Source organism: Saccharopolyspora sp. NPDC045839, from assembly GCF_056431645.1.
Genome location: NZ_JBWKKH010000005.1, coordinates 187,435 through 207,814, shown reverse-complemented (window position 1 = coordinate 207,814; position 20,380 = coordinate 187,435). Strand labels below are relative to the sequence as shown.

16 protein-coding genes and 1 pseudogene are annotated in these 20,380 nt (G+C 69.4%); 8 read left to right on the top strand and 9 right to left on the bottom strand.

The window, feature by feature from the left end; translation table 11 throughout:
• Positions 1 to 47: 47 nt before the first annotated feature.
• A complete protein-coding gene (locus AC07EQ_RS09820) occupies positions 48 to 950 on the bottom strand; it encodes an endonuclease/exonuclease/phosphatase family protein (RefSeq protein ID WP_478387612.1) in 903 nt (300 codons plus the stop codon).
• A 166-nt stretch (positions 951 to 1,116) separates the two neighbouring features.
• Here AC07EQ_RS09820 and AC07EQ_RS09815 point away from each other — a divergent pair, with 166 nt between their 5' ends.
• On the top strand, positions 1,117 to 4,074 hold the full coding sequence (locus AC07EQ_RS09815; RefSeq protein WP_478387611.1) for an AfsR/SARP family transcriptional regulator: 2,958 nt from the start codon (positions 1,117 to 1,119) through the stop codon (positions 4,072 to 4,074).
• Between the two features lie 3 nt (positions 4,075 to 4,077).
• On the opposite strand, the gene AC07EQ_RS09810 is transcribed toward AC07EQ_RS09815, so the two are convergent.
• The 3 genes and pseudogenes from AC07EQ_RS09810 to AC07EQ_RS09800 all read right to left on the bottom strand — a co-directional run.
• On the bottom strand, positions 4,078 to 4,878 hold the full coding sequence (locus AC07EQ_RS09810) for an IclR family transcriptional regulator (protein ID WP_478387610.1): 801 nt from the start codon (positions 4,876 to 4,878) through the stop codon (positions 4,078 to 4,080).
• Positions 4,879 to 5,013: 135 nt separating this feature from the next.
• The gene (locus tag AC07EQ_RS09805) at positions 5,014 to 5,763 is read right to left on the bottom strand and encodes an NAD-dependent epimerase/dehydratase family protein (RefSeq protein WP_478387736.1); all 750 of its coding nucleotides are present in this window, start codon (positions 5,761 to 5,763) and stop codon (positions 5,014 to 5,016) included.
• A 63-nt stretch (positions 5,764 to 5,826) separates the two neighbouring features.
• Positions 5,827 to 6,174, bottom strand: a pseudogene (locus AC07EQ_RS09800) (IclR family transcriptional regulator); the annotation flags it as partial.
• Here AC07EQ_RS09800 and AC07EQ_RS09795 point away from each other — a divergent pair.
• Together AC07EQ_RS09795 and AC07EQ_RS09790 are read left to right on the top strand one after the other, a co-directional pair.
• Complete coding sequence (locus tag AC07EQ_RS09795; protein WP_478387609.1) at positions 6,175 to 7,623, top strand: sodium:solute symporter family protein; 1,449 nt, start codon at positions 6,175 to 6,177, stop codon at positions 7,621 to 7,623.
• A 21-nt stretch (positions 7,624 to 7,644) separates the two neighbouring features.
• A complete protein-coding gene (locus AC07EQ_RS09790; protein ID WP_478387608.1) occupies positions 7,645 to 8,784 on the top strand; it encodes a hypothetical protein in 1,140 nt (379 codons plus the stop codon).
• A 27-nt stretch (positions 8,785 to 8,811) separates the two neighbouring features.
• Here the strand turns inward: AC07EQ_RS09790 and AC07EQ_RS09785 are convergent, their stop codons facing one another.
• Positions 8,812 to 9,165, bottom strand: coding sequence for a polysaccharide lyase (locus AC07EQ_RS09785; RefSeq protein ID WP_478387607.1), 354 nt, complete (start codon positions 9,163 to 9,165; stop codon positions 8,812 to 8,814).
• Between the two features lie 710 nt (positions 9,166 to 9,875).
• On the opposite strand from AC07EQ_RS09785, the gene AC07EQ_RS09780 reads away from it, so the two are divergent.
• From AC07EQ_RS09780 to AC07EQ_RS09765, 4 genes are all read left to right on the top strand, one after another.
• Positions 9,876 to 12,389: a sensor histidine kinase gene (locus AC07EQ_RS09780; RefSeq protein WP_478387606.1), complete on the top strand. Its 2,514-nt coding sequence runs from the start codon at positions 9,876 to 9,878 to the stop codon at positions 12,387 to 12,389.
• A 37-nt stretch (positions 12,390 to 12,426) separates the two neighbouring features.
• Positions 12,427 to 12,843 (top strand): roadblock/LC7 domain-containing protein, encoded by a 417-nt coding sequence (locus AC07EQ_RS09775; protein ID WP_478387605.1) that lies wholly within the window; start codon positions 12,427 to 12,429, stop codon positions 12,841 to 12,843.
• 2 nt (positions 12,844 to 12,845) lie between these two features.
• Positions 12,846 to 13,205, top strand: a complete 360-nt coding sequence (locus tag AC07EQ_RS09770) for a DUF742 domain-containing protein (RefSeq protein ID WP_478387604.1) — start codon at positions 12,846 to 12,848, stop codon at positions 13,203 to 13,205.
• Positions 13,206 to 13,284: 79 nt separating this feature from the next.
• Positions 13,285 to 13,833, top strand: a complete 549-nt coding sequence (locus AC07EQ_RS09765) for a GTP-binding protein (protein ID WP_397527200.1) — start codon at positions 13,285 to 13,287, stop codon at positions 13,831 to 13,833.
• Positions 13,834 to 13,895: 62 nt separating this feature from the next.
• On the opposite strand, the gene AC07EQ_RS09760 is transcribed toward AC07EQ_RS09765, so the two are convergent.
• From AC07EQ_RS09760 to AC07EQ_RS09750, 3 genes are all read right to left on the bottom strand, one after another.
• Positions 13,896 to 15,272, bottom strand: coding sequence for a tryptophanase (locus tag AC07EQ_RS09760; protein WP_478387603.1), 1,377 nt, complete (start codon positions 15,270 to 15,272; stop codon positions 13,896 to 13,898).
• Positions 15,273 to 15,305: 33 nt separating this feature from the next.
• Complete coding sequence (locus AC07EQ_RS09755; RefSeq protein WP_478387602.1) at positions 15,306 to 16,382, bottom strand: tryptophan dimethylallyltransferase family protein; 1,077 nt, start codon at positions 16,380 to 16,382, stop codon at positions 15,306 to 15,308.
• A 554-nt stretch (positions 16,383 to 16,936) separates the two neighbouring features.
• The gene (locus tag AC07EQ_RS09750) at positions 16,937 to 17,518 is read right to left on the bottom strand and encodes a peroxidase-related enzyme (RefSeq protein ID WP_478387601.1); all 582 of its coding nucleotides are present in this window, start codon (positions 17,516 to 17,518) and stop codon (positions 16,937 to 16,939) included.
• Between the two features lie 150 nt (positions 17,519 to 17,668).
• Here AC07EQ_RS09750 and AC07EQ_RS09745 point away from each other — a divergent pair, with 150 nt between their 5' ends.
• Positions 17,669 to 18,058, top strand: coding sequence for a hypothetical protein (locus AC07EQ_RS09745; RefSeq protein WP_478387600.1), 390 nt, complete (start codon positions 17,669 to 17,671; stop codon positions 18,056 to 18,058).
• 396 nt (positions 18,059 to 18,454) lie between these two features.
• Here the strand turns inward: AC07EQ_RS09745 and AC07EQ_RS09740 are convergent, their stop codons facing one another.
• Positions 18,455 to 19,804 (bottom strand): HNH endonuclease signature motif containing protein, encoded by a 1,350-nt coding sequence (locus AC07EQ_RS09740; RefSeq protein ID WP_478387599.1) that lies wholly within the window; start codon positions 19,802 to 19,804, stop codon positions 18,455 to 18,457.
• Positions 19,805 to 20,380: the final 576 nt, after the last annotated feature.

The following is a 20,380-nucleotide window of genomic DNA, read 5'->3' as shown; positions in this document are numbered from 1 at the left end:
GGCGAACAGTCCGTTCGCTCCAAACCAACAGCGCCTCGCCGGTTCGGTTACTTCACATCGGTGACGAAGATCCGGTGGTCGGTCGGATGCGAGGTGTGCATCTGGATCCTCTTCGAGGTGATGCCGCGGAGGAAGATGTAGTCGAACTTCCTGATCACCGGCGGGCGCTCCTCGTTGTTGGCCAGCGTCGGCCGGCACACGCCGTCCGGCTCCTTCACGTTGATGTGGTGGTCCGGAGCCTGGATCATCGGCCGGTCGTTCGCCGGCCGGCAGTCGAGGTCGGCGTCCTTGAACCCCGCATTCCACATGGGGTGCATCTCCTTCTGCCACGGCTGTGCGTTGAAGTCCCCGAACACCAGCGCCCGATCGTGGCGGCCGGCATCTCGCAGCAGCTGGTTGACCTGCGCGGCCCGCAGGCGGTCGTCCTCAGGACCCGACGCGCCGGCGGTCAGATGGGTGTTGAACATCCGGACCTTCTTGCCCGCGACCTCGGTCGTGAACGTCTGGTAACCGCGGGTCTCCGCTCCGTCCTCGGCGTCCCCGGAGTATGCGACGTCGCGCTCATCGGTGATCCGGGCGGCGGACATGACCACCAGGCCGATGCCGGGGTCGGAGATCCCGCACCGCAGGTCCTTGGTCATCGGCCCGGAGGCGATCCGGTAGTACATCCCCCTCGCGCGCAGGAGCTTCCTGGCCTCCGTGACCTCGGATCCGCAGGTCTCCTGGAACGCGACGACCTGCGGCCCGACCCGCTCGACCTCGGCGGCGATCATCTCGGGCGTGGACCACTCCTGCCCGTGGGAGTTCCAGGTCATGACGCGGTTCTTGTAGATCTTGCCGCTCGCGGACTCCGCCGCGGGCGCGACCCCGGTCAGGGCGACCATCGACAGCGCGCTCGCCGCGACGGCGACCGTCGCCAGCCGAGCCTTGCTTCGTTTCCCGTTTCGCATTGGGCTTTCCTTCCCCGCAGTTTCCCGGACTCGCCGGTTCGGCGGTTACGCCGTACAGGTAACCGTGCTCGGCCGGGCCTGGGAGAACCTTGCGAACCACCTTGAACGTGCTGGTCGGTGCCGATATACAAGGTGTCCGGCCGATCTGCCATTGGGGGTTCTCGCGGTGGAGTTCCGCGTGCTCGGCGAGATAGCGGTGGTCGTTGCGGGCGAGCCCGTCGACATCGGTCATGCCCGGCAGAAATCGGTGCTGGCAGCCCTGGCCGTCGATGCGAACAAGCCGGTTTCGGCCGATCAGCTGGTGGACCGGGTCTGGGGAGACGATCCACCGCGCCGCGGCCGCGAGACCTTGTACAGCTACCTGTCGCGGCTCAGGCGTGCTCTGGCCGATGTCGAAGGCATGTCCCTCAGCGCGCGTTCCGGCGGATACGTCCTCTCCATCGACCCCGGATCGGTGGATCTGCACCTGTTCCGCCGACTCGTCGCGCAGTCCCGCGAGGAGCGCGATGACCGGCAGGCACTCGGCTTGCTGGACCGCGCGCTCGGCTTGTGGCGGGGCCAAGCCTTCGGCGAGCTGGACACCCCTTGGTACCACGCCCAGCGGGAGGCGCTGCACCAGCAAAGGCTGGCGGCGGAACTGGATCGCGTCGATGTCGCGCTCCGCTCGGGACAGCACGAAGAGATTCTCGCCGAGCTGTCGGCGAGGGCGGCCAGATATCCGCTGGACGAGCGGGTGATCGGCCAGTTCATGCGCGCCTTGTACCGGTGCGGTCGCCAGGCGACGGCGCTGGAGTGCTTCGAGCAGACCCGGTTGCTGCTCGCCGAGGAGCTCGGCGCCGATCCCGGTCCGGCGCTGCGGCACCTGCACCGGCAGATGCTGACCGGCGCCCCGGATCTCGCAGCGCCGCCGGCCGAACACGCGCGCCCACCGGCACCTCGCCAGCTTCCCCCGCCGCTGCGCCTTTTCACCGGCCGCGCCGACGAGCTCAGGTGGCTCACCAAGACCGTGGAATCCCGGCCCGATCACGGGGCCATCGCGGTGATCTCGGCGATCGGCGGCGCGGGCAAGACCTGCCTAGCGCTGCACTGGGCGCACCAGAGCACCGACCGGTATCCCGACGGGCAGCTCTACGTGAACCTGCGCGGTTTCGACCCGAGCGGCGAGCCGATGTCGCCGTCGACGGTGCTGCGCGGGTTCCTCGATGCCCTCGGCGTCGATTCCGGCGCCGTGCCGGTGGATTTCGAGGCCCAGGTGGGGTTGTACCGCAGCCTGGTGGCCAGCAAGCGACTCCTGGTCGTGCTGGACAACGCGCGCGATACCGCTCAGGTCGAGCCGTTGCTGCCGAGCGGCCCGGCCTGCACGGTGCTGGTCACCAGCAGGCACAAGATGACCGGTCTGCGCACTCGCGGCGTGCATGCGCTCGACCTCGACGTCCTCACCGACGCAGAAGCGATGGACCTGCTGGCCGACCACATCGGCAGGGAGCGGGTCGCCGCCGAACCCGGCGCGGTCGCCGGACTGCTGCGGGCCTGCGGTGGACTCCCGTTGGCCGTCTGCATCGTCGCCGCTCGTTCCGACGCCAATCCGGACTTCCCGCTGTCGGTCCTCGCCGCGGAGCTGCAGGACACCTCGGAGCGCCTGGACGCGTTGGACGCCGGTGAGCTCGCCACCGACCTGCGCGCGGTGTTCTCCTGGTCGTTCCAGGCAGTGCGCGCCGAGGCGGCATCGCTGTTCCAGCTGATCGGTGCAGCTCCCGGCGCCGACATCGGGTTGCCGGCCGCGGCGGCCCTCGCCGACGCACCCATTTCCCGGACGCGACTGCTGTTGCGGGAGTTGGAGACCGCGCACCTGGTGCAGCAGCGGTCGCCCGGCCGGTTCCGGATGCACGACCTCCTTCGCGCCTTCGCCACCGACCGCGCAGGACGGGAACGAACCCGAACGGCGTTGCCCCGCATGCTGGACTGGTACGCGCATGCCACCCGCGCTGCGATGGACCTGGTGCACCCCAATCGACGCAGGATCGGCAGCCCCGCCACGGCCCCGGCCGTCCCGCTGCCGAGGATGGCGGATCGAGGGGCGGCGATGGAGTGGCTGGAAGCGGAGCACCGCAACCTGGTGGCTTCGATCGAATTCGCGTGCGTCGGCGGGTGGCCGACGCACGCGGCCGAGCTGGCCCAGCCGCTCGGCCAGTTCTTCCTCATGCGGAGCCAACTCGCGGACTGGATCAGAACGCACCAATCGGTGCTGGACGCGGCCGGCGACTCGGCGCCCGCCGATCTCCAGGCCGAGACGCGAACCAACCTCGCCACCGCGTTCACCGTGGCGGGGCGGCTCGACGAGGCGATCGTCCAGTTCCAGCGGGCACTGCCCCTCTGGCGGCACGCGGGCAACCGCCGTGGCGAAGCCAATGCGCTCGGCAACCTCGGCAGCGCCTGCGTGCTGCGCGGCCGCTATCCCGAAGCCGTCGAGCATTCGTTGCGCGCTGCGAGCCTTTCCGGGGAGCTCGGTGACACCATCGGGCAGGCCAACGCGTTGAACACCTTGGGCATCGTCCACGCCAGGCTCGGCGACTACGAACGATCCGAGGAGCACCTCCGGCAAGCGTTGCGGCTGTACCAGCGATCCGGCGACCAGTACGGGGCGGCCGCGGCCAACGACACGCTCGGCCACGTCTGCAGGCGAACCGGCCGGTACGACGACGCGATCGAGCGTTGCCGGAACGCGATCGCCGCCTGCCGGGCGATCGGCAACCGATCGCAGGAGACCGACACCCTGGGCAACCTCGCCCTGGTCCACGCCGAAACGGGGAACGACGGCGAAGCCCGGGCACTCGTGGCCCAAGCCCTCGACCTCATCGCGCAATTCGGCAGCCCCGCCTCGGACAGCGGGCTGCTCAACGATCTCGGCGCGGCCCTCCGGCTGCTGGGAGAGCATCGCGCTGCCCTGGCGCGGCACGAGTCGGCGCTTGCCGCAGCCAGCGATCCGTACCAGCTGGCGCGGGCGCATTGGGGCCTCGCTCAGAGCCTTGAAGCCCTCGGCCGGAACGACCGCGAGCACCACCGGCAGGCGACGGAGCTGTTCGGCCGGCTGGGCGTGGCCGAGCCGGCCTGGCAAGGGATCTGAGCGTCAGCGGATGCCTTCGCGGCGGAGGCGCTGGGCGAGCTGCGCGGTGACCTTCACCAGGAGCTCGCCCACCTTTCGCGCCTTCGCGTCCGTCGTCTGCTCGATCGGCATCGAGCAGCTGATCGCGTCGGTGCCGGGGATCCGGTAGGGCACCACCGCCGCCACGCAGCGGATGCCGGGCGTGCCCTCCTCGATTTCCGCCGCGTAGCCCCGTTCCTGCGCCGTCGCGCACGCCTCGAGGACGTCGTCCAGCGACACCAGGGTGTTCGGCGTGAGCGCGGGGAGCGGGTCGGGGAGGAGCTCGGCCACCTCTTCGCGGGTCAGCTCCGCCAGCAGTGCCTTGCCCAGGGCGGTGGCGTGCGCGGGCAGCGTGCGGCCGATCTTGGACGTCAGGTACGTCGAGCTCGCCGACTCGCGGGTTTCCAGGTAGATCACCTGGTTTCCGATCAGGCGGGCGTAATGCGTGGTGAAGCCCGTCTGCTCGCGCAGCTCTTCAAGCGCTTCGGTGGCGTAGCGGATCGCCGGGTCGCGGTCGAGGTAGGCCGTGCCGCAGATCAGCGCGCGGACGCCGAGCCGGTACCGGGTGTTGCTGGAATCCGCCTCCAGCCAGCCCGCGTCGAGCAGCGTGCGCAGCAGCCCGTGCAGGCTGGAGCGCGGGAATCCGGTCTGGACGTGCAGATCGGACAGCGACAGCCAGGACGGTTGCGCGGCGAAGGTCTCGACCAGGTCGATCGCGCGGCGGGCGGACTTCACACCGGCGTCGGTACCGCCCGCCGCGCTGGAAACATCGGCCGGCTGGGGCATCGCGGCATCCTCCCTCGCAGACGGCAGTGTCACGATCCTAGTCAGCCGAACGATCCGTTCGCATACATGAATCCCGTTCAGGAATTCGGCCGGTCCCGGTGCGCGGGGGATCCCAGTTTCAATTGAAACTGCGGTTCAGTTCGGTTCGCCGAGGGCGGCGGTGGTGAACGGGCCGCCCAGGTAGCGGGCCGAGGCGTCGGACGGGGCGGCCTCCGCGGCGAACCGCTCCGAGTCGTCCTGCGGGCGGTAGCCCAGTTCCTCCGCCTCGGCCAGGGAGCAGACCCCGCGGGTGTTGGCCGAGACGCCCCAGATCACGCGGTAGCCCGGCGACGGGTGGCTCAGGCACGCCTCGAAGAGGCGGCCCGCGTCGTCGGGGGAGAGCCACAGCGACAGGGCGCGCACGTCCGCCGGGCGCTCGAAGCAGTTGCCGATGCGGATGCAGATCACGTCGATGCCGAACCGGGAGTGGTAGAGGCTGCCCAGCGCCTCGATCGCGGCCTTGCTCACGCCGTAGTAGGTGTCCGGCCGCGCGGGCGAATCCGCGGGCAGGCCGTCGGGTCCGGCGTCGGAGACCAGCCGGAACCCGGCGGCGTGGTTGCTGGAGGCCAGGACCACCCGGCCGACACCGGCTTTCCGGGCCGCTTCCAGCACGGTGTGCGTGCCGTCGATGTTCACCGCGAGCGTCTCCGCCCACGAGTTCTCCCGGCTGTGGCCGCCGAGGTGCACGATCGCGTCGACGCCTTCGCAGGCGGCGGCCATCACGTCCGGGTCGGTCAGCGTTCCGGTGACCGCCTCGACGGCTTCGCCGGGCTCCGCGGGCGGCAGCGGCGCGCGGTCGAGCAGCCGCAGGACGCGGCCCTCGCGGCGCAGCCGGGACCGCATCATGGTGCCGACGACCCCGGCCGCGCCGGTGATCAGAATGCGTTGCTGCAACGTGGGTTTCCCTTCTGCGTTCAGCGGTCCGGCGCAGAGCGCGGCGACCTCGTCGCGGGTCAGCTCGGCCAGCAGTGCCTTGCCCAGGGCGGTGGCGTGCGCGGGCAGCGTGCGGCCGACGCGGGAGATCAGGTGCACCGAGCGCCGGGACTCCCGGCTTTCCAGGTAGACGACCTCGTTGCCGTTGCGGCGCGCGTAGTGCGTGGTGAACCCGGTCTGCTCGCGGACCTGCTCCATCGCCTCGGTCGCGTAGGGCACCACCGGGTCGCGGTCGAGGTAGGCGGTGCCGCAGATCAGCGTGCGGATGCCGAGCCGGTAGCGGGTTTCCGTGCGGTCCGCCTGCAGCCAGCCGGTTTCCAGCAGATGCTGGTCATCGGCTGGTGGTCGCACCGCAGGGTCAAGACCGACAAGGACTTCTTCATCGCCGGCGGCCGGATGCCCTGGTGGCTGGCCGGGATCTCGCACCACATGTCCGGCTACAGCGCCGTGCTGTTCGTCGCCTACGCGGGCGTGGCCTACACCGACGGCATCACGGTCTACTTCTGGGGATTCGCCAGCATCGGCATCGGCGTGGCCATCGGGTCGTGGCTGTTCGCGGCCCGCTGGAACCGCCTGCGCGCCCGCTTCGGCGTGGCGTCGCCGCTGGAATTCCTGGCCCGCCGCTACAACATCCCCACCCAGCAGGTGCTGGCCTGGAGCGGCTCGTCGCTGAAGGTCTTCGACGTCGCGGCCAAGTGGTTCGCGGTGGCGGTGCTGCTGCACTCCTTCGCCGGGCTGCCGCTGATCTGGGGCATCGTCATCACCGGCACCGTCACCCTGCTGTACTGCACGGCCGGCGGGCTGTGGGCCGACGCGCTGACCGACTTCGGCCAGTTCGTCATCCAGGCGGCGGCCGGGATCGTGATGATCTGGGCGGTGCTGGCCGAACTCGGCGGCGTCTCCGGGCTGTGGACGCTCTGGGACCGGCTGCCCGCGGGGCACACCTCGCCGGTCACCGGGCAGTACACCACGGTGTTCCTGCTGGTGTACGTGCTGGTGAAGACGCTGGAGTACAACGGCGGGATGTGGAACCTGGCGCAGCGCTACATGGCCGCGCCCGACTCCCGCGCCGCCCGGCGCGGCGCGGTGCTCTCCGCCGCCCTGTACCTGGTCTGGCCGCTGGTGCTGATGTTCCCGATGTTCGCCGCGCCGCTGTTCGTGCCGGACCTCGCCGACCCGACCACCTCGTACGCGGCGATGACCCAGGCGCTGCTGCCGCCGGGCATGATCGGGCTGGTGCTGGCCGGGATGTTCTCCCACACCATGGCCATGGTCGCCTCGGACGCCAACGCGATCTCCTCGGTGATCACCCGCGACATGCTGCCGGTGCTGTGGCGGAAGGCGCGCGGGTTCGACGAGTTCCAGCGGTTACGCACCGGCCGCATCGCCACCTTCGGCTTCATCGCGCTGAGCATGGTCGTGGCCACCCAGGCCGAGCACCTCGGCGGCGTGCTGTCCATCGTGGTCTCCTGGGTCGCCGCGCTGATGGGCCCGATCTCGGTGCCGCTGCTGCTGGGCATGCTGCCGTGGTTCCGGCGGTGCGGCTCGCGGGCGGCCATCGCGTCCTGGGCGGGCGGGCTGCTCACCTACGGCGTCCTCTACTACGGCCTCGACGCCGGTCCCACCGCCACCGTCGCCACCCCGATCCTGGTGTCGCTGGCGCTGTACGTCGGCCTGGGCCTGATCGCCTCGGAGCGCACCGAGCGGGTCGACGAGATGCTCGAAGCCCTGGACGGGGAGTCGGCCGCGGCCGCACCGGCGGCCGCCCGATGACCCGGTCGGAGGTGGGCTGACGTGCACGTGACGGGCTACGGCTATCCGTGGGACGTGGGGCCGGAATTCGCCGACCGGGTGCGGGATCTCGGCGTCGACGAGGTCGCGATCGCGGTGTCGTACCACAGCGCGCGGGCCGCGACGCCGTGGTCGAAGCAGGGCACCAGCGTCACCGCCCGGCACGCGGCGCTCTACCGGCCGATCCGCGACGGGTGGGGCAGGCTGCGGCCCGCGCCCGCCGACTGGGTCGACTCCGCCGACAGCGCCGGGGACGCGATCCGCGCGCTGACGGCGGCCGGGATCCCGGCCGCCGCGTGGCTGGTGCTGACGCACAACTCCTTGCTGGGCGCGGAGTTTCCCGAGTTCGCGGTGCAGAACTGCTTCGGGGAGACCTATCCCTGGGCATTGTGCCCAGCGCAGGAGGAGGTGCGGGCGTTCGCCGCCCGGCTGACCGCGGAATCCCTGGCGGAGCTGGATGTCCGGTCCGTCGTGCTGGAGGCGTGCGGGCAGCTCGGTGCGATCCACCAGCACCAGCACGAGAAGACCGACGCGGTGTGGTCGCCCGCCGCGGCCCGGCTGCTTTCGGTGTGCTGCTGCGCCGCGTGCGCCGCCGACTGGGCCGAGCACGACGTGCTGCCGGAGGCCGCCCGCGCGCTGCTGCGGGAGGAGGTCCGGCGGCTCATCGCCGAAGGCGACCTCACCGCCACCGAGGACCGGCTGCCCGGCGAACTCCGCGCGGCGTTCCTGTCGACCCGGCAGCGGGCGACCGACCGGCTGCGGCAGGACGTGCTCGAGGAGATCGGCGGCGACCGCCGCGTGGTGCTGCACGGCGCGATCGACCCGTGGGCGACGGGAGCGCTGCCTGGCCTCACCCCGCAGGCCGCCCGCGACGTCGACGCCGTCGTGCTGCCCTGCTGGGTGCCCGGCGCGGCGACGGTCGCGAACGTCGCCGCCGCGGCCGGATCGATACCGGCCACGGTGGACATCGGCGCTTACGTGACGGTGGCCGGGCCCGAAGTGCCCGGCATCGCCGGGTACGTCCGGGAGCTGGGGCGGGCGGGCGCCACCGAGCTGCACCTCTACCACCTCGGGCTGGCCGGGCCCGCCCGCTGGCCGGACCTGCGCCGAGCCGTCGAGCAGGCCCACGGCCGGTCGATGTGAGCCGGGAATTGCCGCGCGAATTGCGAATCAGCCGGCGCTCACCCGGAAGTCGCGGAACTGCGCGTGCACATCCCGGCTCGGACCCCAAGAAGTGTCGTGGCCGCCGAAGAATGTGGAGAAGAAGATTCCCGAGAACGAGATTTCCGCGACGTCCTGAATGCCCTGTTCGCGCAGCACCTCCTGGCCCCAGTCGCCCTCGGCGACGAAACCCCACTGCTGCTTCCAGGATTCGCCGGGGAAATCGGCGAATCCGCCGGTCCACGGCCCGGCCGCCGGCGCGCCGGGAGCCGCGCCCGCGGGCAGGGCGGCCAGTGCCAGCACGGCTGCCAGCGACAACCCGGCGAGACCGCTCGTCCGCCGGAAAGCACGTCGTTTCCTCACGTCGTACACCTCGCATCCGATTCGACGTCGACCGGGCGGCGGTACGGTCTGCCGGGAGAATCCCGGCAATCGCAAAGCAGACACCAGAAAAGGGCGATCGGTCAAGCCCGGAAACGGTTTCCGCCCCGAATTTCCGGTGCCGTTCAAGAATGTGATCGCGGCATTGACGATTTTTCCGCGCTGCGCCATCGTATTCGGCGGCGACCGGGTTCTCCCGGTAGTGGGCCGACCGCCGCCGGCCCCCGCACCGAGTCCGCGCCGATCACCCTGACCGGCCCGAGGGAGGCGCTGCTGTCCAACGCGCAGGACGGCTGCGACCCGGACATCACTTCGGCTCGGCGGAGAGCAACTGGGACAAGTACGGCGACACGCCCGGGCAGCCGGACCGCAGCGACCGCAACCAGGCGCTGGACAACCGGCCGGGGCCGCCCTTCGCGTCCATAGGCCACCGATCCGGTTACAAGGCAGGGCCGGTTCGGTGAACTTTCACGGTGTGTACGCGATGTGCCCAGAGTTACGGTTAGAACGCGTGAATCCGATCTCGATCGAGTGATCTTGATCCGATACAGTGCGTTCGCACCAGGGGGACACGGACGTGGAAGTGGAGAGGAGCGCCCCGCCGATACCACTGCGCCATGACACGCGTCCGCACGACGTTCAATCGCCTCGCCCGGGCGCGGGCGAGGCAAGACGATGGAAAGTGCTTGGAAGTGACAACCCAAAACGAGTCTTTCGCACCCCCTGGAGAAGCGAGGAGACGCCGGGCGAAACGCTCCGACACCTCGATCAGATCCCGGCTCACGTGGGCGGTCGCCATCCCGTGGGTCGTCGTCGGCGTCCTCTGGGTCTTCGGCTGCTCGCTGTTCGCCTTCGAGGCCATCTACACCCAGCAGGTCGCCGCCAGCGTCCGGCAGATGTCGCTGCCCGCGGTGACGGCCCTGGACCACGTGCAGCGGGAACGCCTGCGCAGCCTCGAGCTGATCGCCCGGCCCGGCATCGGCAGCGCCGGACTCACGGCGCAGCAGCGGGAAACCGACAACGCGCTGGCCGCCCTGCAGAAGGAGGCCAGCTCGCTGATCGACTCGGCCCCGGCGGAAGTCCAGCAGCCGATGCGCGAGCTGACCGGCTACTTCGACCGGCTGCCCGACCTGCGCGCCCGGATCGCCAGCGGGCAGGCCTCGACCAACGAGATCAACGAGTTCTACAACGGGCTGTTCGACACCGCCACCAAGCTGTTCGACGTCCAGTCCCGGATCGTCCCGGACCCCGAAACGCTGCAGGGCGGCCTCGCCGCGACCTCGGTGTTCCGGGCCTCGGACATGTTCTCCCGGGAGGCGTCGCTGGTCGGCACCGCGCTGAACAGCGGTGAGCTGACGCCCGAGCAGTACCGCCTGCTGCTGAGCTACATCGACGCCCACCACACGACGATGGCGGTGAACGCCGACAGCCTCCTGCCCAGCGTGCAGGCCGACTACCAGCGGTTGCTGGGCAGCCCGTCCTGGCAGCAGCTGGTCGACGCCGAGAACCGGATCATCTCCCACGGCTCGTTCAAGGGCGGCGCGCCGCCGGTGCGGGTGGACGACTGGCAGCGCATCACCAACGAGGTCGGTGCCAGCATGTCAGACCTGGTGTTCAAGCAGGCCGACGAGGTTTCGCAGAGCGGTGTCGCCAGTGGTACGGACACCCTGTGGAACGTGCTGTGGGGCAGCCTCGCCGCCCTCGCCGTCGCGGTCGTGTCGTTCCTCTTCGCCCGCCGCGTCTACCGCACGGTCGTCGACGAGGCACTGCTGACCCGGCTGCAGGACCTGCGCACCGAATCGCTGGCGATGGCCGAGAAGCTGCCCGACGTCGTGAGCCGGCTGCGCGACGGCCAGTCCGTCGACGTGGAAACCGAGATGGTCCCGCTGGCGCACTACGGCACCGACGAGGTCGGCCAGGTGGCGCAAGCCATCCAGCTGTTCCAGGAGGAAGCGGTCCACGCGGCCGTCGGTGAAACCCGGGCCCGGCAGGGCGCGCGAGTGGTGTTCGTCGGCATGGCGCACCGAATCCAGCGGCTGCTGCGGCACATGCACGGCACCATCGACCAGCTGGAGCGCAACGAGGAGAACTCCGCGCAGCTGGCGAAGCTGTTCGACCTGGACAACTCGACCACCCGCGCCCGGCGCACGGTCGAGAACCTGCTGGTCCTCGGTGACCAGCAGCCGGGCCGCCGGTGGAGCCGGCCGGTCGCGCTGATGGACGTGCTGCGCTCGTCGGTCTCCGAGATCGACCAGTACTCGCGCGTGGTCATCGGTCACGTCCCGGAGGTGATGGTCAACGGCGCCGCCGTCGGCGACGCGATCCACCTGATCTCCGAGCTGATCGACAACGCGACCGCGTTCTCGCCGCCGAACACCCAGGTGCACGTGGACGCCACCGCGGTGGCGCGCGGTGTCGCCGTCGACATCGCCGACCAGGGCCTCGGCATGGACCCGTCGACCCGCGACCGGGCCAACTCGATGATGTCCGAGCCGCCGGAGTTCGACCGGCTGGTGCTGGAGAACAACAAGGCCGAGCAGCTGGGCCTGTTCACCGCCGCGCGACTGGCGCACCGCCGCGAGATCGCCGTGGAGTTCGGCATCTCGGCCTACGGCGGAACCCGCGCCACGGTGCTGTTCCCGGACCGCATCCTGGAGGCCGACACGGCGGTCACCACCAGCAACGGCGGCGGCGCCTTCCCGCCGCCCAGCAACGGTGGGAACGCCGCGCTGAACGGCAACGGGAGTGGTGTCGGTCACATCAACAGTGGCGGCAAACACCAACTCGCCGAACCGGCAGTGGTGCCGCGACCGCGGGAGTTGAGCTGGAATGGTGTCATGACCGACCAGCCCACCCAAGCGCCCTCGGCACCGGAGCCGAAACCGGCTGAAACCACTTACGAGTGGCCCGCGTCGGAGCCGATCCCGCAAGCGAACCCAGCCACGACGCAGTTCGAGCCCCTGCCGCCGGAGCCGGCTGCGGCTCCGGCTCCGGCTCCGGCCCCGATGCCTTCGTCGGAACGGCGGCGGGCCGCGGGCGGTCGTCCGCCGCTGCCCAAGCGCGTGCCGCAGACCCACCTCGCGGATGGGCTGCGGGAGGACCCGGACCAGGAGGAGCAGGCCATCGTCGCCTCTCCGAGCAAGCTGGCGGGCTTCCGGCGGGCGTTCCGAGGCGGCTTCGGCGACACGCCCGACGACCGCTCGTGAGCAGACCAGACAAAAAGCAAGTGTGTGTGAGGTGGGCATGACCGAAACAGCTTCGAAACTGAGTTGGTTGCTGGACGACTTCGTGCAGGGCGTGCACGGCGCGGACCACGCCGTGGTGTTGTCCAACGACGGCTTGGTGATCGCCAAGTCGGCTGGGCTGGGCCGCGACTCCGCCGACAAGCTGGCGGCCGCGTCGTCGAGCATGCGCAGCATCGGCAAGGGCGTCAGCAAGGACTTCGGCCGCGGTGTGGTGGCGCAGACGCACGTCGAGATGGAGCGCGGCTTCCTGTTCATCTCCGCCGCCGGCAACGGCGCCTGCCTGGCCGTGCTCAGCGCGTCCGAGGCGGACATCGAGCTGGTGGCCTACGAGATGGGCCGGCTGATCACCCGGGTCGGCACCTTCTTGTCGGCCGCTCCGCGGGAACTTCGCGGCGTGGCGGCGGAAAGGTTCTGACCGTGGACGAGGCGTGGTATGACGATGAAGCGGGCCCGATAGTCCGCCCGTACACGATCACGCGCGGTCGCACCCCCGGCAAGCACACGCGGCTCGACACGGCGACGCAGGTGATCACCGCCGAGCCGCGTCCGGAGGCACCGAGGCTGGAGCTGACCCCCGAGCACCGGCTGATCCTGGACACGTGCATGCGTCCGGTTTCGCTGGCGGAGCTGAGCGTCATGCTGACCCAGCCGTTGGGCGTGGTCCGGGTCCTGTGCAGCGACCTGCTCGACCATGGCGCCGTCTTCGTGCGCTCGCCTCGTACAGAAGTCAGCCGAGACATCTTGGAGCAGGTTTACCGTGGGCTTTGCAGACTCTAGATTGGCCGGAGGCCGGTCACCCCAGGACAGAGACGGCGGCTCGTCGTCCGACCGCGGCGGCGAGTCCAACGCGGCGCCGATTCCCGTGAAGCTGGTCGTCGCGGGCGGTTTCGGGGTGGGGAAGACGACCCTCGTCGGTGCGGTGAGCGAGATTCCGCCGCTGACCACCGAAGAAGAGATGACCGTCGCCAGCGAAGGCGTCGACGACCTCACCGGCGTCGAGCGCAAGGAGACCACCACGGTCGCGCTGGACTTCGGGCGCATCACCATCTCGGAAGAGATCGTGCTGTACCTGTTCGGCGCGCCGGGCCAGAACCGGTTCTGGCCACTGTGGAACGACCTGGCGCTCGGTGCGGTCGGCGCCGTCGTGCTGGTCGACACCCGGAAGCTGGAAGAGGCGTTCGCCTCGGTGGACTTCTTCGAGCGGCGCGGCATCCCGTTCGTGGTGGCGGTCAACATCTTCGACGACGCGTACCACTACGAGCCGGAGGAGGTGCGCGAGGCGCTGGTCATCCCGCCGGAGGTGCCCATCGTGATCTGCGACGCCCGGGACCGCGAGCTCGCGAAGAACACGCTGATCACGCTGGTGCGCCACGCGATCGACCGGGCGCCGGCGGACGTCGGCTGAGGTGTGCGGTGAAAGAAGGGGCGTGGCCGGGATCTTCCCGGCCACGCCCCTTTTTCGGTGCCTCAGACCGCGATCGGTTCGGTGCGGCAGCGGAAGTGCCGCAGCACCTGCGGCGCGTGGCTGATCCGGTAGCCCGGCACCCGCTCGGGGTTCTTGGCGATCCCGGCGAGGATTTCGGCCACGTACTCCAGGTGGCTGTGGTCGTAGACGCGGCGCGGCAGCGCCAGCCGGACGAGTTCGAACGGTGCCGGGGTGACCAGCTCGTTGTTCGCGTCCAGCTCGCCGAGGTACAGCGAACCCAGCTCGGCGGCGCGGATCCCGCCCTCCCGGTACAGCGCGCAGGCCAGCGAGTGGCCGGGGAAGTGGCGCGGCTGCAGGTGCGGCAGCAGGCGGCCCGCGTTGAGGTAGATGCCGTGCAGGCCCGACGGGCGCACCGTGTCCACCCCGGCTTCGCGCGCGCGGTCGGCCAGGAACGCGGCCTCCCGCTCGCGGTCGGCGAGGTAGTGCGGGTCCAGCACCTCGCGCAGGCCCTGGGCGAGCTGCTCCAGGGTGTGGCCGGTGAGGCCGCCGTAGGTGCGGAAGCCCTCGGTGGCGATGATGTCGACCTCGCAGCGGTCGGCCAGGTCGGTGTCGTGCAGACCGATGAACGCGCCTTCCGGCGACAGGCCGTCCTTCTTGAGGCTCGCCACCGCGCCGTCGGCGAGCTCGAACGCGCGCCGCGCCACGGCCCGCGGGCTCCACTGCTCGTAGCCGGGCTCCCGCTGGGTGACCAGCCAGGCGTTCTCGGCGAAGCGGGCGGCGTCCAGGATCAGCGGCACGCCGTGCGCGCGGGCGACCGCGCTGATCGCCTCCAGGTTGGCCATCGACACCGGCTGCCCGCCGCCGCCGTTGTTGGTGATGGTGACCAGGATCTGCCCGACGCGGTGGCCGTCCGGTCCGGCGAGGACGTTGCGCACCGCCTCGACGTCGATGTTGCCCTTGAACGGCAGGTCGGCGTCGAGGTCCTGCGCCTCCGGGCAGGGCAGGTCCCAGGCCGCGGCGCCCAGCCGTTCCACGTTGGCCCGGGTGGTGTCGAAGTGGGTGTTGCTGAGGCTGATCCTGCCGGGGCCGAGCAGCGCGGTGAACAGCACCCGCTCGGCGGCCCGGCCCTGGTGCACCGGCAGCACGTGCCGGTACGGCACGATGTCGCGCACCGATTCGCGGAACCGGTAGTACGACTCCGCACCCGCGTACCGCTCGTCCGCCCGCTGCGCCCAGGCCTGCTGGTCGACCGACACCGCGCCGGTGCCGGAGTCGGACAGCAGGTCGATGCTGACCCGGTCGGCCCGGATGTTGAACGGGTTGTGCCCGGCGCGGTCCAGTTCCTGGATCCGCTGTTCCCGAGTGGTGATCGGGATCGGCCGCACGACGGCGGCGACGAATGGGCGGAGGTGCGGCATGTTGGCGTTGCTCCTAAGTGGATTCGGAGTGGGTTACCGGTCCCGCCGGGGCGTCCCGCCGTACGCCTCGGAGGAGACGTACACGGTGGTCCCGGTGCGGTTCGGGCTCAGCCGGAGCGACACGTGCGCGAGCAGGCCCGCGTTGTCCTCCAGCCGCCGATCCGTGACCGCATCGATCACCTCGTCGACCACGGCCGGGTCGATGCGGTGCATGCGGAGATGTTGTTGCACCCGTTCCCGCGCGACGGCGTCGTTGGGCACGTAGTCGCGGATCGGCAGGTAGAGGCTGTAGTTGCTGGGCTTCTCGTGGTCCCCTTCGACGAAGGAGTAGCTGGAGATCAGCGGTCGGCCGGCGAAGACCTCGGTGCCGGGGGCGAGCACCGAGCACAGGGCGCGCGCCAGCCCCGGGTCGATGCAGGGCACGGCGGAGGCGGCGAACTCGGCATCGGCGGGCCGCGCGGCGTGCTGGCTGATGTAGAGCTTCACCCGCGACTGCGGGCTGTGGTCGAGGTCGACGGCGAAGAACGTCAGGCGGTCGAGCTCGCCGCGCCGCAGCGCGTACTTGCTGATCGTCGAGTAGGCCTCGGGCAGCCCGAGGCGGGCGAACGCCTCCTCCACCAGGTGCGGGGCCGACTCCGCGCCGCACACACCGGGGTTGAAGTACACCTTGAACTTCGGCGCGCCGTCGGGGGTGAAGATCAGCGAGAACCACCAGGAGAACTTGCCCTGCGGGGAGGCGCTGGAGAAGAGGTCCTGCACGGAGCGCAGCCGGTCCAGGGACAGGTCGTACCGGACGGCCAGGGAGTCGATCAGGTCGCGGGCGGCCTGCAGGTTCGCGGCGGGGCCGGGGGCGGCGGGGAGGGTCTCGGCGAGGATCCGGAGGTGCCGCGAGCCGTTGTCCTCGAACTGGACGGAGAACTCGACGGGGGTGCCGTCGTCGGCCACATCGGACGGCCACAGGGGAGGCTGGGACAGAGGTCTGGACCGGGTGGCGGAGAGAACGTCCCCGAGTAAGCGCACGGGATCGGTCTCGTCGATGCCCACTATGCGACAGAGGTTCTGCAACTGGTTTCCGGCTACTTCACCCAGCGTGGCATCGACAGCGCGCATTGGAACCCCGATCCGTGCGATTTCGTCATGCGACAAGTTTCGGATTCAAGTGACGGCCGGTCACGATAATACGCCGCTTCCAGGCTCGCCACCCCTCGCAGGGTGATCTTTCGCATCTCCCAATCCACCTGGCGGAACTCGAAGCGAATACGTAGCGTTACGGCAGCTTGCGGACACATCTCCGAGATCAACTTGTAATGAAACCAAGGTTCACTAGGCAGATTGAAACTGCTAAGGACTTCAATTGGAACTACCGTTAATCACGGCCGGTAACTATTCCGAAGTTCATCTCGGCTTGACCGTTCTGGAAGGCCGTGTTCACGCCCGATTGGTTGGCCGAGTCAACAATGAATTTGTTGTAATGTCGACAATCTCGACAATTGCAATCCGGAATCCTGGTCGACGCGGCCGAGTCGAACGTCGGCGGACCGCGAGTCGCGAACGGCTTGGAGGTCGTCCGCGGCTGCTCGCCGGGATGCCCGCGGAGGATCGGCGACAGCTGGATTGGCTGCTGCGCGACCTGCTGGCCCGGATGGGGCGGGACTGGGGCGAGCTCACTTCTCCCGGGGCACGCGACCCATCAGGAAGAACTCGTCGTTCGGGCGCAGCGCCATCAGGTGCGCCAGCCGGTTGGACATGGCGAAGAACGCGGTGATCGCGCCGATGTCCCAGATCTCGTCGTCGGACAATCCCGCGGCGCGGGCCGCAGCCAGCTCGCGCTCGCCGAAGCGCGCCGATTCCTGCGCGACGGACAGGGCGAGGTCGACGATCGCTCGCTGCCGGTCGCTCAGCGCCGCTCCCCACGGGTTCGCGGCCACCAGGTCCGCGAGCTGGTCGTCCTTCGCCCGCACCCGGAGGATCGCGCCGTGCGCAACGACGCAGTAGGTGCAGTGGTTGGCCGCCGAGGTGGCCACCACGACGAGTTCTCGCTCGGCCTTCGACAGGCTGGAGTCGCGTTCCATCAGCGCGTCGTGGTAGTCGCAGAACGCGCGAAGCTCGGCGGGCCGGTGGCCGAGCGCGAGGAACACGTTGGGCACGAACCCGGACTTCTCCGCGATGGCGCCGATCCGGTCCCGGAGGTCCTCGGGGAGGTCTGCCAACCGAACCGACCCGAACCTGCTGATCTCTTTGCCCATGCAGGCACGGTATTACTGCGGCGGCGAGCAGTCGATGGCGTCGGGGCTGATGCCGGACGGGCTCCGGTAGACTTCCCCGGCCAGGGGCGAAGAGTGGAAGCGAGAGTCTTGATGGCACGTGATGGGGACCGCGGCGGTTCTTCGGGGGTCATGAGCCGGATCGATCGGTTCGTCTGGATCCCCGTGGTGCCGATGCTGGTCCTGGCGCTGGTGACGACGCTCATCGGAGTGCCGCTGCTGGGTTTGATGCTGCTGATCGGCGCACTGGTGCTGGTGGGCTTCGACCTGTGGGTGAACAGCCGCCGCAAGTCCTACCGCCCGCGCCGCGAGCCGGAACCGCCCCGCCGCCGCGAGCCCGCCCGGGAGCCTGCTCGCAGGCCGGCGCGTCAGGCCCCGCCCCAGCGTGTGGCAGCCCCGCGCGGAGGCACGGCCCGAAACAGCGCAACGCGTGTCGCCAACCAACCGCGACGCAACCCGGCGGGTCAGGGGTCCAGGCAGCCGCAGCGCCCCGCGGGTGGCCGTCCCGGCCCGCGCCGCTGACCGCCACCCACCCAGCCGCATCGGGGGCGCGGGCGAGCAATGCCCAAGCTCCTGAACATCGGCAGTACGACGGTGCTGCTCGAGGCTCGCAATACAGGTCCCGGACGGTCGTAGAGATCCTCGTTCTATTGCGGTGACGAATGACCGGCCGTTGATCAAGGAGAAGAACACGAGCGACAAGATCGTCACGACAACCAGTGTCGGCCGATCCTGCCTGCAAGAGCGCGACGGTTCGGATTGATCACGACGCCGTTCTGATCCTCTCGCCACTATGTTCGAATTACGGAGCGTTAACGACTGTTGGACGGCCCGTTGTTATTCTCGGCGTCATTGGCTCGAGTGGCGCTCTAGTAAACCTCAAGTGGCACCCGGAACGATCTGAACTGCATTTGGGCGTCATGGTTCGCCCGCCGGGTCCCGTGGTGTGGGGATGAGGTCCCGGAGGTGTTCGCGGTGTTGGGCGGGCAGTGCTTTGCCGCCTGGTCTGGGTGTTCGTTTGGGGTCCACTGTGGGTGGTGGGATGAACTCGGGCCGTCCGTCGCGCATGGTGATGTCCCAGCGTTGGTTGTGGAGGGTGCGGTGGTGGTGTGCGCAGAGCATGACCATGTTGGTGAGGTCGGTGGCGCCGCTGTCGACCCAGTGCTGGACGTGGTGTGCTTCCGGGGTTCCCGGTGGGCGGTCGCACCCTGGGAAGGCGCATGCGCCGTCGCGGCGGAGTAGTGCGGTGCGGATGTGGGTGGGTGCGGTGCGTTTCGTCCTGCCGACGTCGAGTGGGAGGCTGTCGCCGTCGAGGATGATGGGCAGGATTTCGGCGTCGCAGGCGATGCGGCGTGCGTTCTGGGCGGTGATGGCGCGTTCGGTGTTGAGGGTGCCGGGCATGCCGTCCTCGCCGATGACCTCCAAGCCCCGCTTCAAGTCCTCGAAGTCGATAGCGATGGTCATCTGCGGCCGCTGCCCACCGGTACGAGGCATTCCATCATGGTCCAGCGCCAAGTCCAGCAGTGCGGCGAAGCCGTCGGCGTTCCGCTGCCCCACAGTCCGGGGATCTTTCTCTCCATCAACCTCGGGGTGGGGTGCGGCGAGGGGCTCGATCAACGCGGTGAACTTCGCCCCGGTCTCCCGGTCCAGTTTCGCTTTGATGACAATCATCCCGTCTCGGGTGGTCGCGTAGTGCAGTTCGCGTGCGTCGTGCTGGGTTTCTTCGTCGCGGTAGGCGCCGTCTTGGTCGAGGAGGTAGCGGATGCGTTCGGCGAGTTTCTCCAGTTCCCTCGGCGGCATCGTCCGCGCATACCCGGCGAGCGTTGATTCGACTTCGGTGACCTGGTGGCAGCGGGCGTAGTCGGGTAGGCGCCGGATTCCGTTGACGATGACACGCGCGTGGTCGAGCCCGATCGCACCCTCAGCCAGTGCTTGAGCCGTGGTGGGCAGGTCGGGTGGCATTGTTTCGCCGTGGAAGGTTTGCCGGTCTTCGACGTTGCGGGCGACTGTGACGCGGGTTTTCGCGTCGCGTGGGTCGATGTTGAGCAGCCCCTGCAGCCAGACTTGCAGTGATCGGGCGGTGGTGTCGGTGTGGATGGCGCGGTGGTCGGCTTCGGCGATGTATTGCAGTTGTTCCCACAGCAGTACCCGCATCTCGGTTTCGAGTTCTTGGATACGGGTGGCGAGTTCGGCATCGGTGCACGACACCGCCAACTGTGGAGGCATGGCCTGCACAGTCGTGTCCTGGGTGTTCAGTAGCGGTGTCATGCCTCCATTCTCCTGATTCGAACCTGTGTTCGCACTGTTTTTATGGTCGCTTGATCAGGTGAAACATCCGGTCGAAGGCGGCGAAAATCGAGTCGTGTCAAGGGAAACGGTCACGACACGCCGAAGGCGACCCGCATCCACCACCAAACCCACGCCACCATTAGTCATGCACACCCGTGCCTGGCGACCAGGGCTGATTTCCCACGAAATCGCGCCATCCCCACGCAACCCGACCCCTGCGACGGATCAACCCGAAACCGAACCCCACCAGCCCCGGCTGACCCGAAAACGGCCACCCCGCAACGCAAGCCGGCAACGAGCCGGCCCAATCCGGGCCATCCCCGCGATACAAAGCCGCTCTGGTGCTGCGGGTCGGATGTCAAGCCTGAAACCCCGAAGGGGCGGCCGCGAGGCCGGGCTTGACCTCCGGCCCGCAGCACCCACAATCCACCCATCGCGGGGATGGCCCCAAAACACACCAAACCCCTAAAAGCCCCAACCCCAAGCAACACCCCAGCAAAACACCAAAACCCGCCCCACGAAAACCAACCAACACCCCACAAGCCCGAAACCACA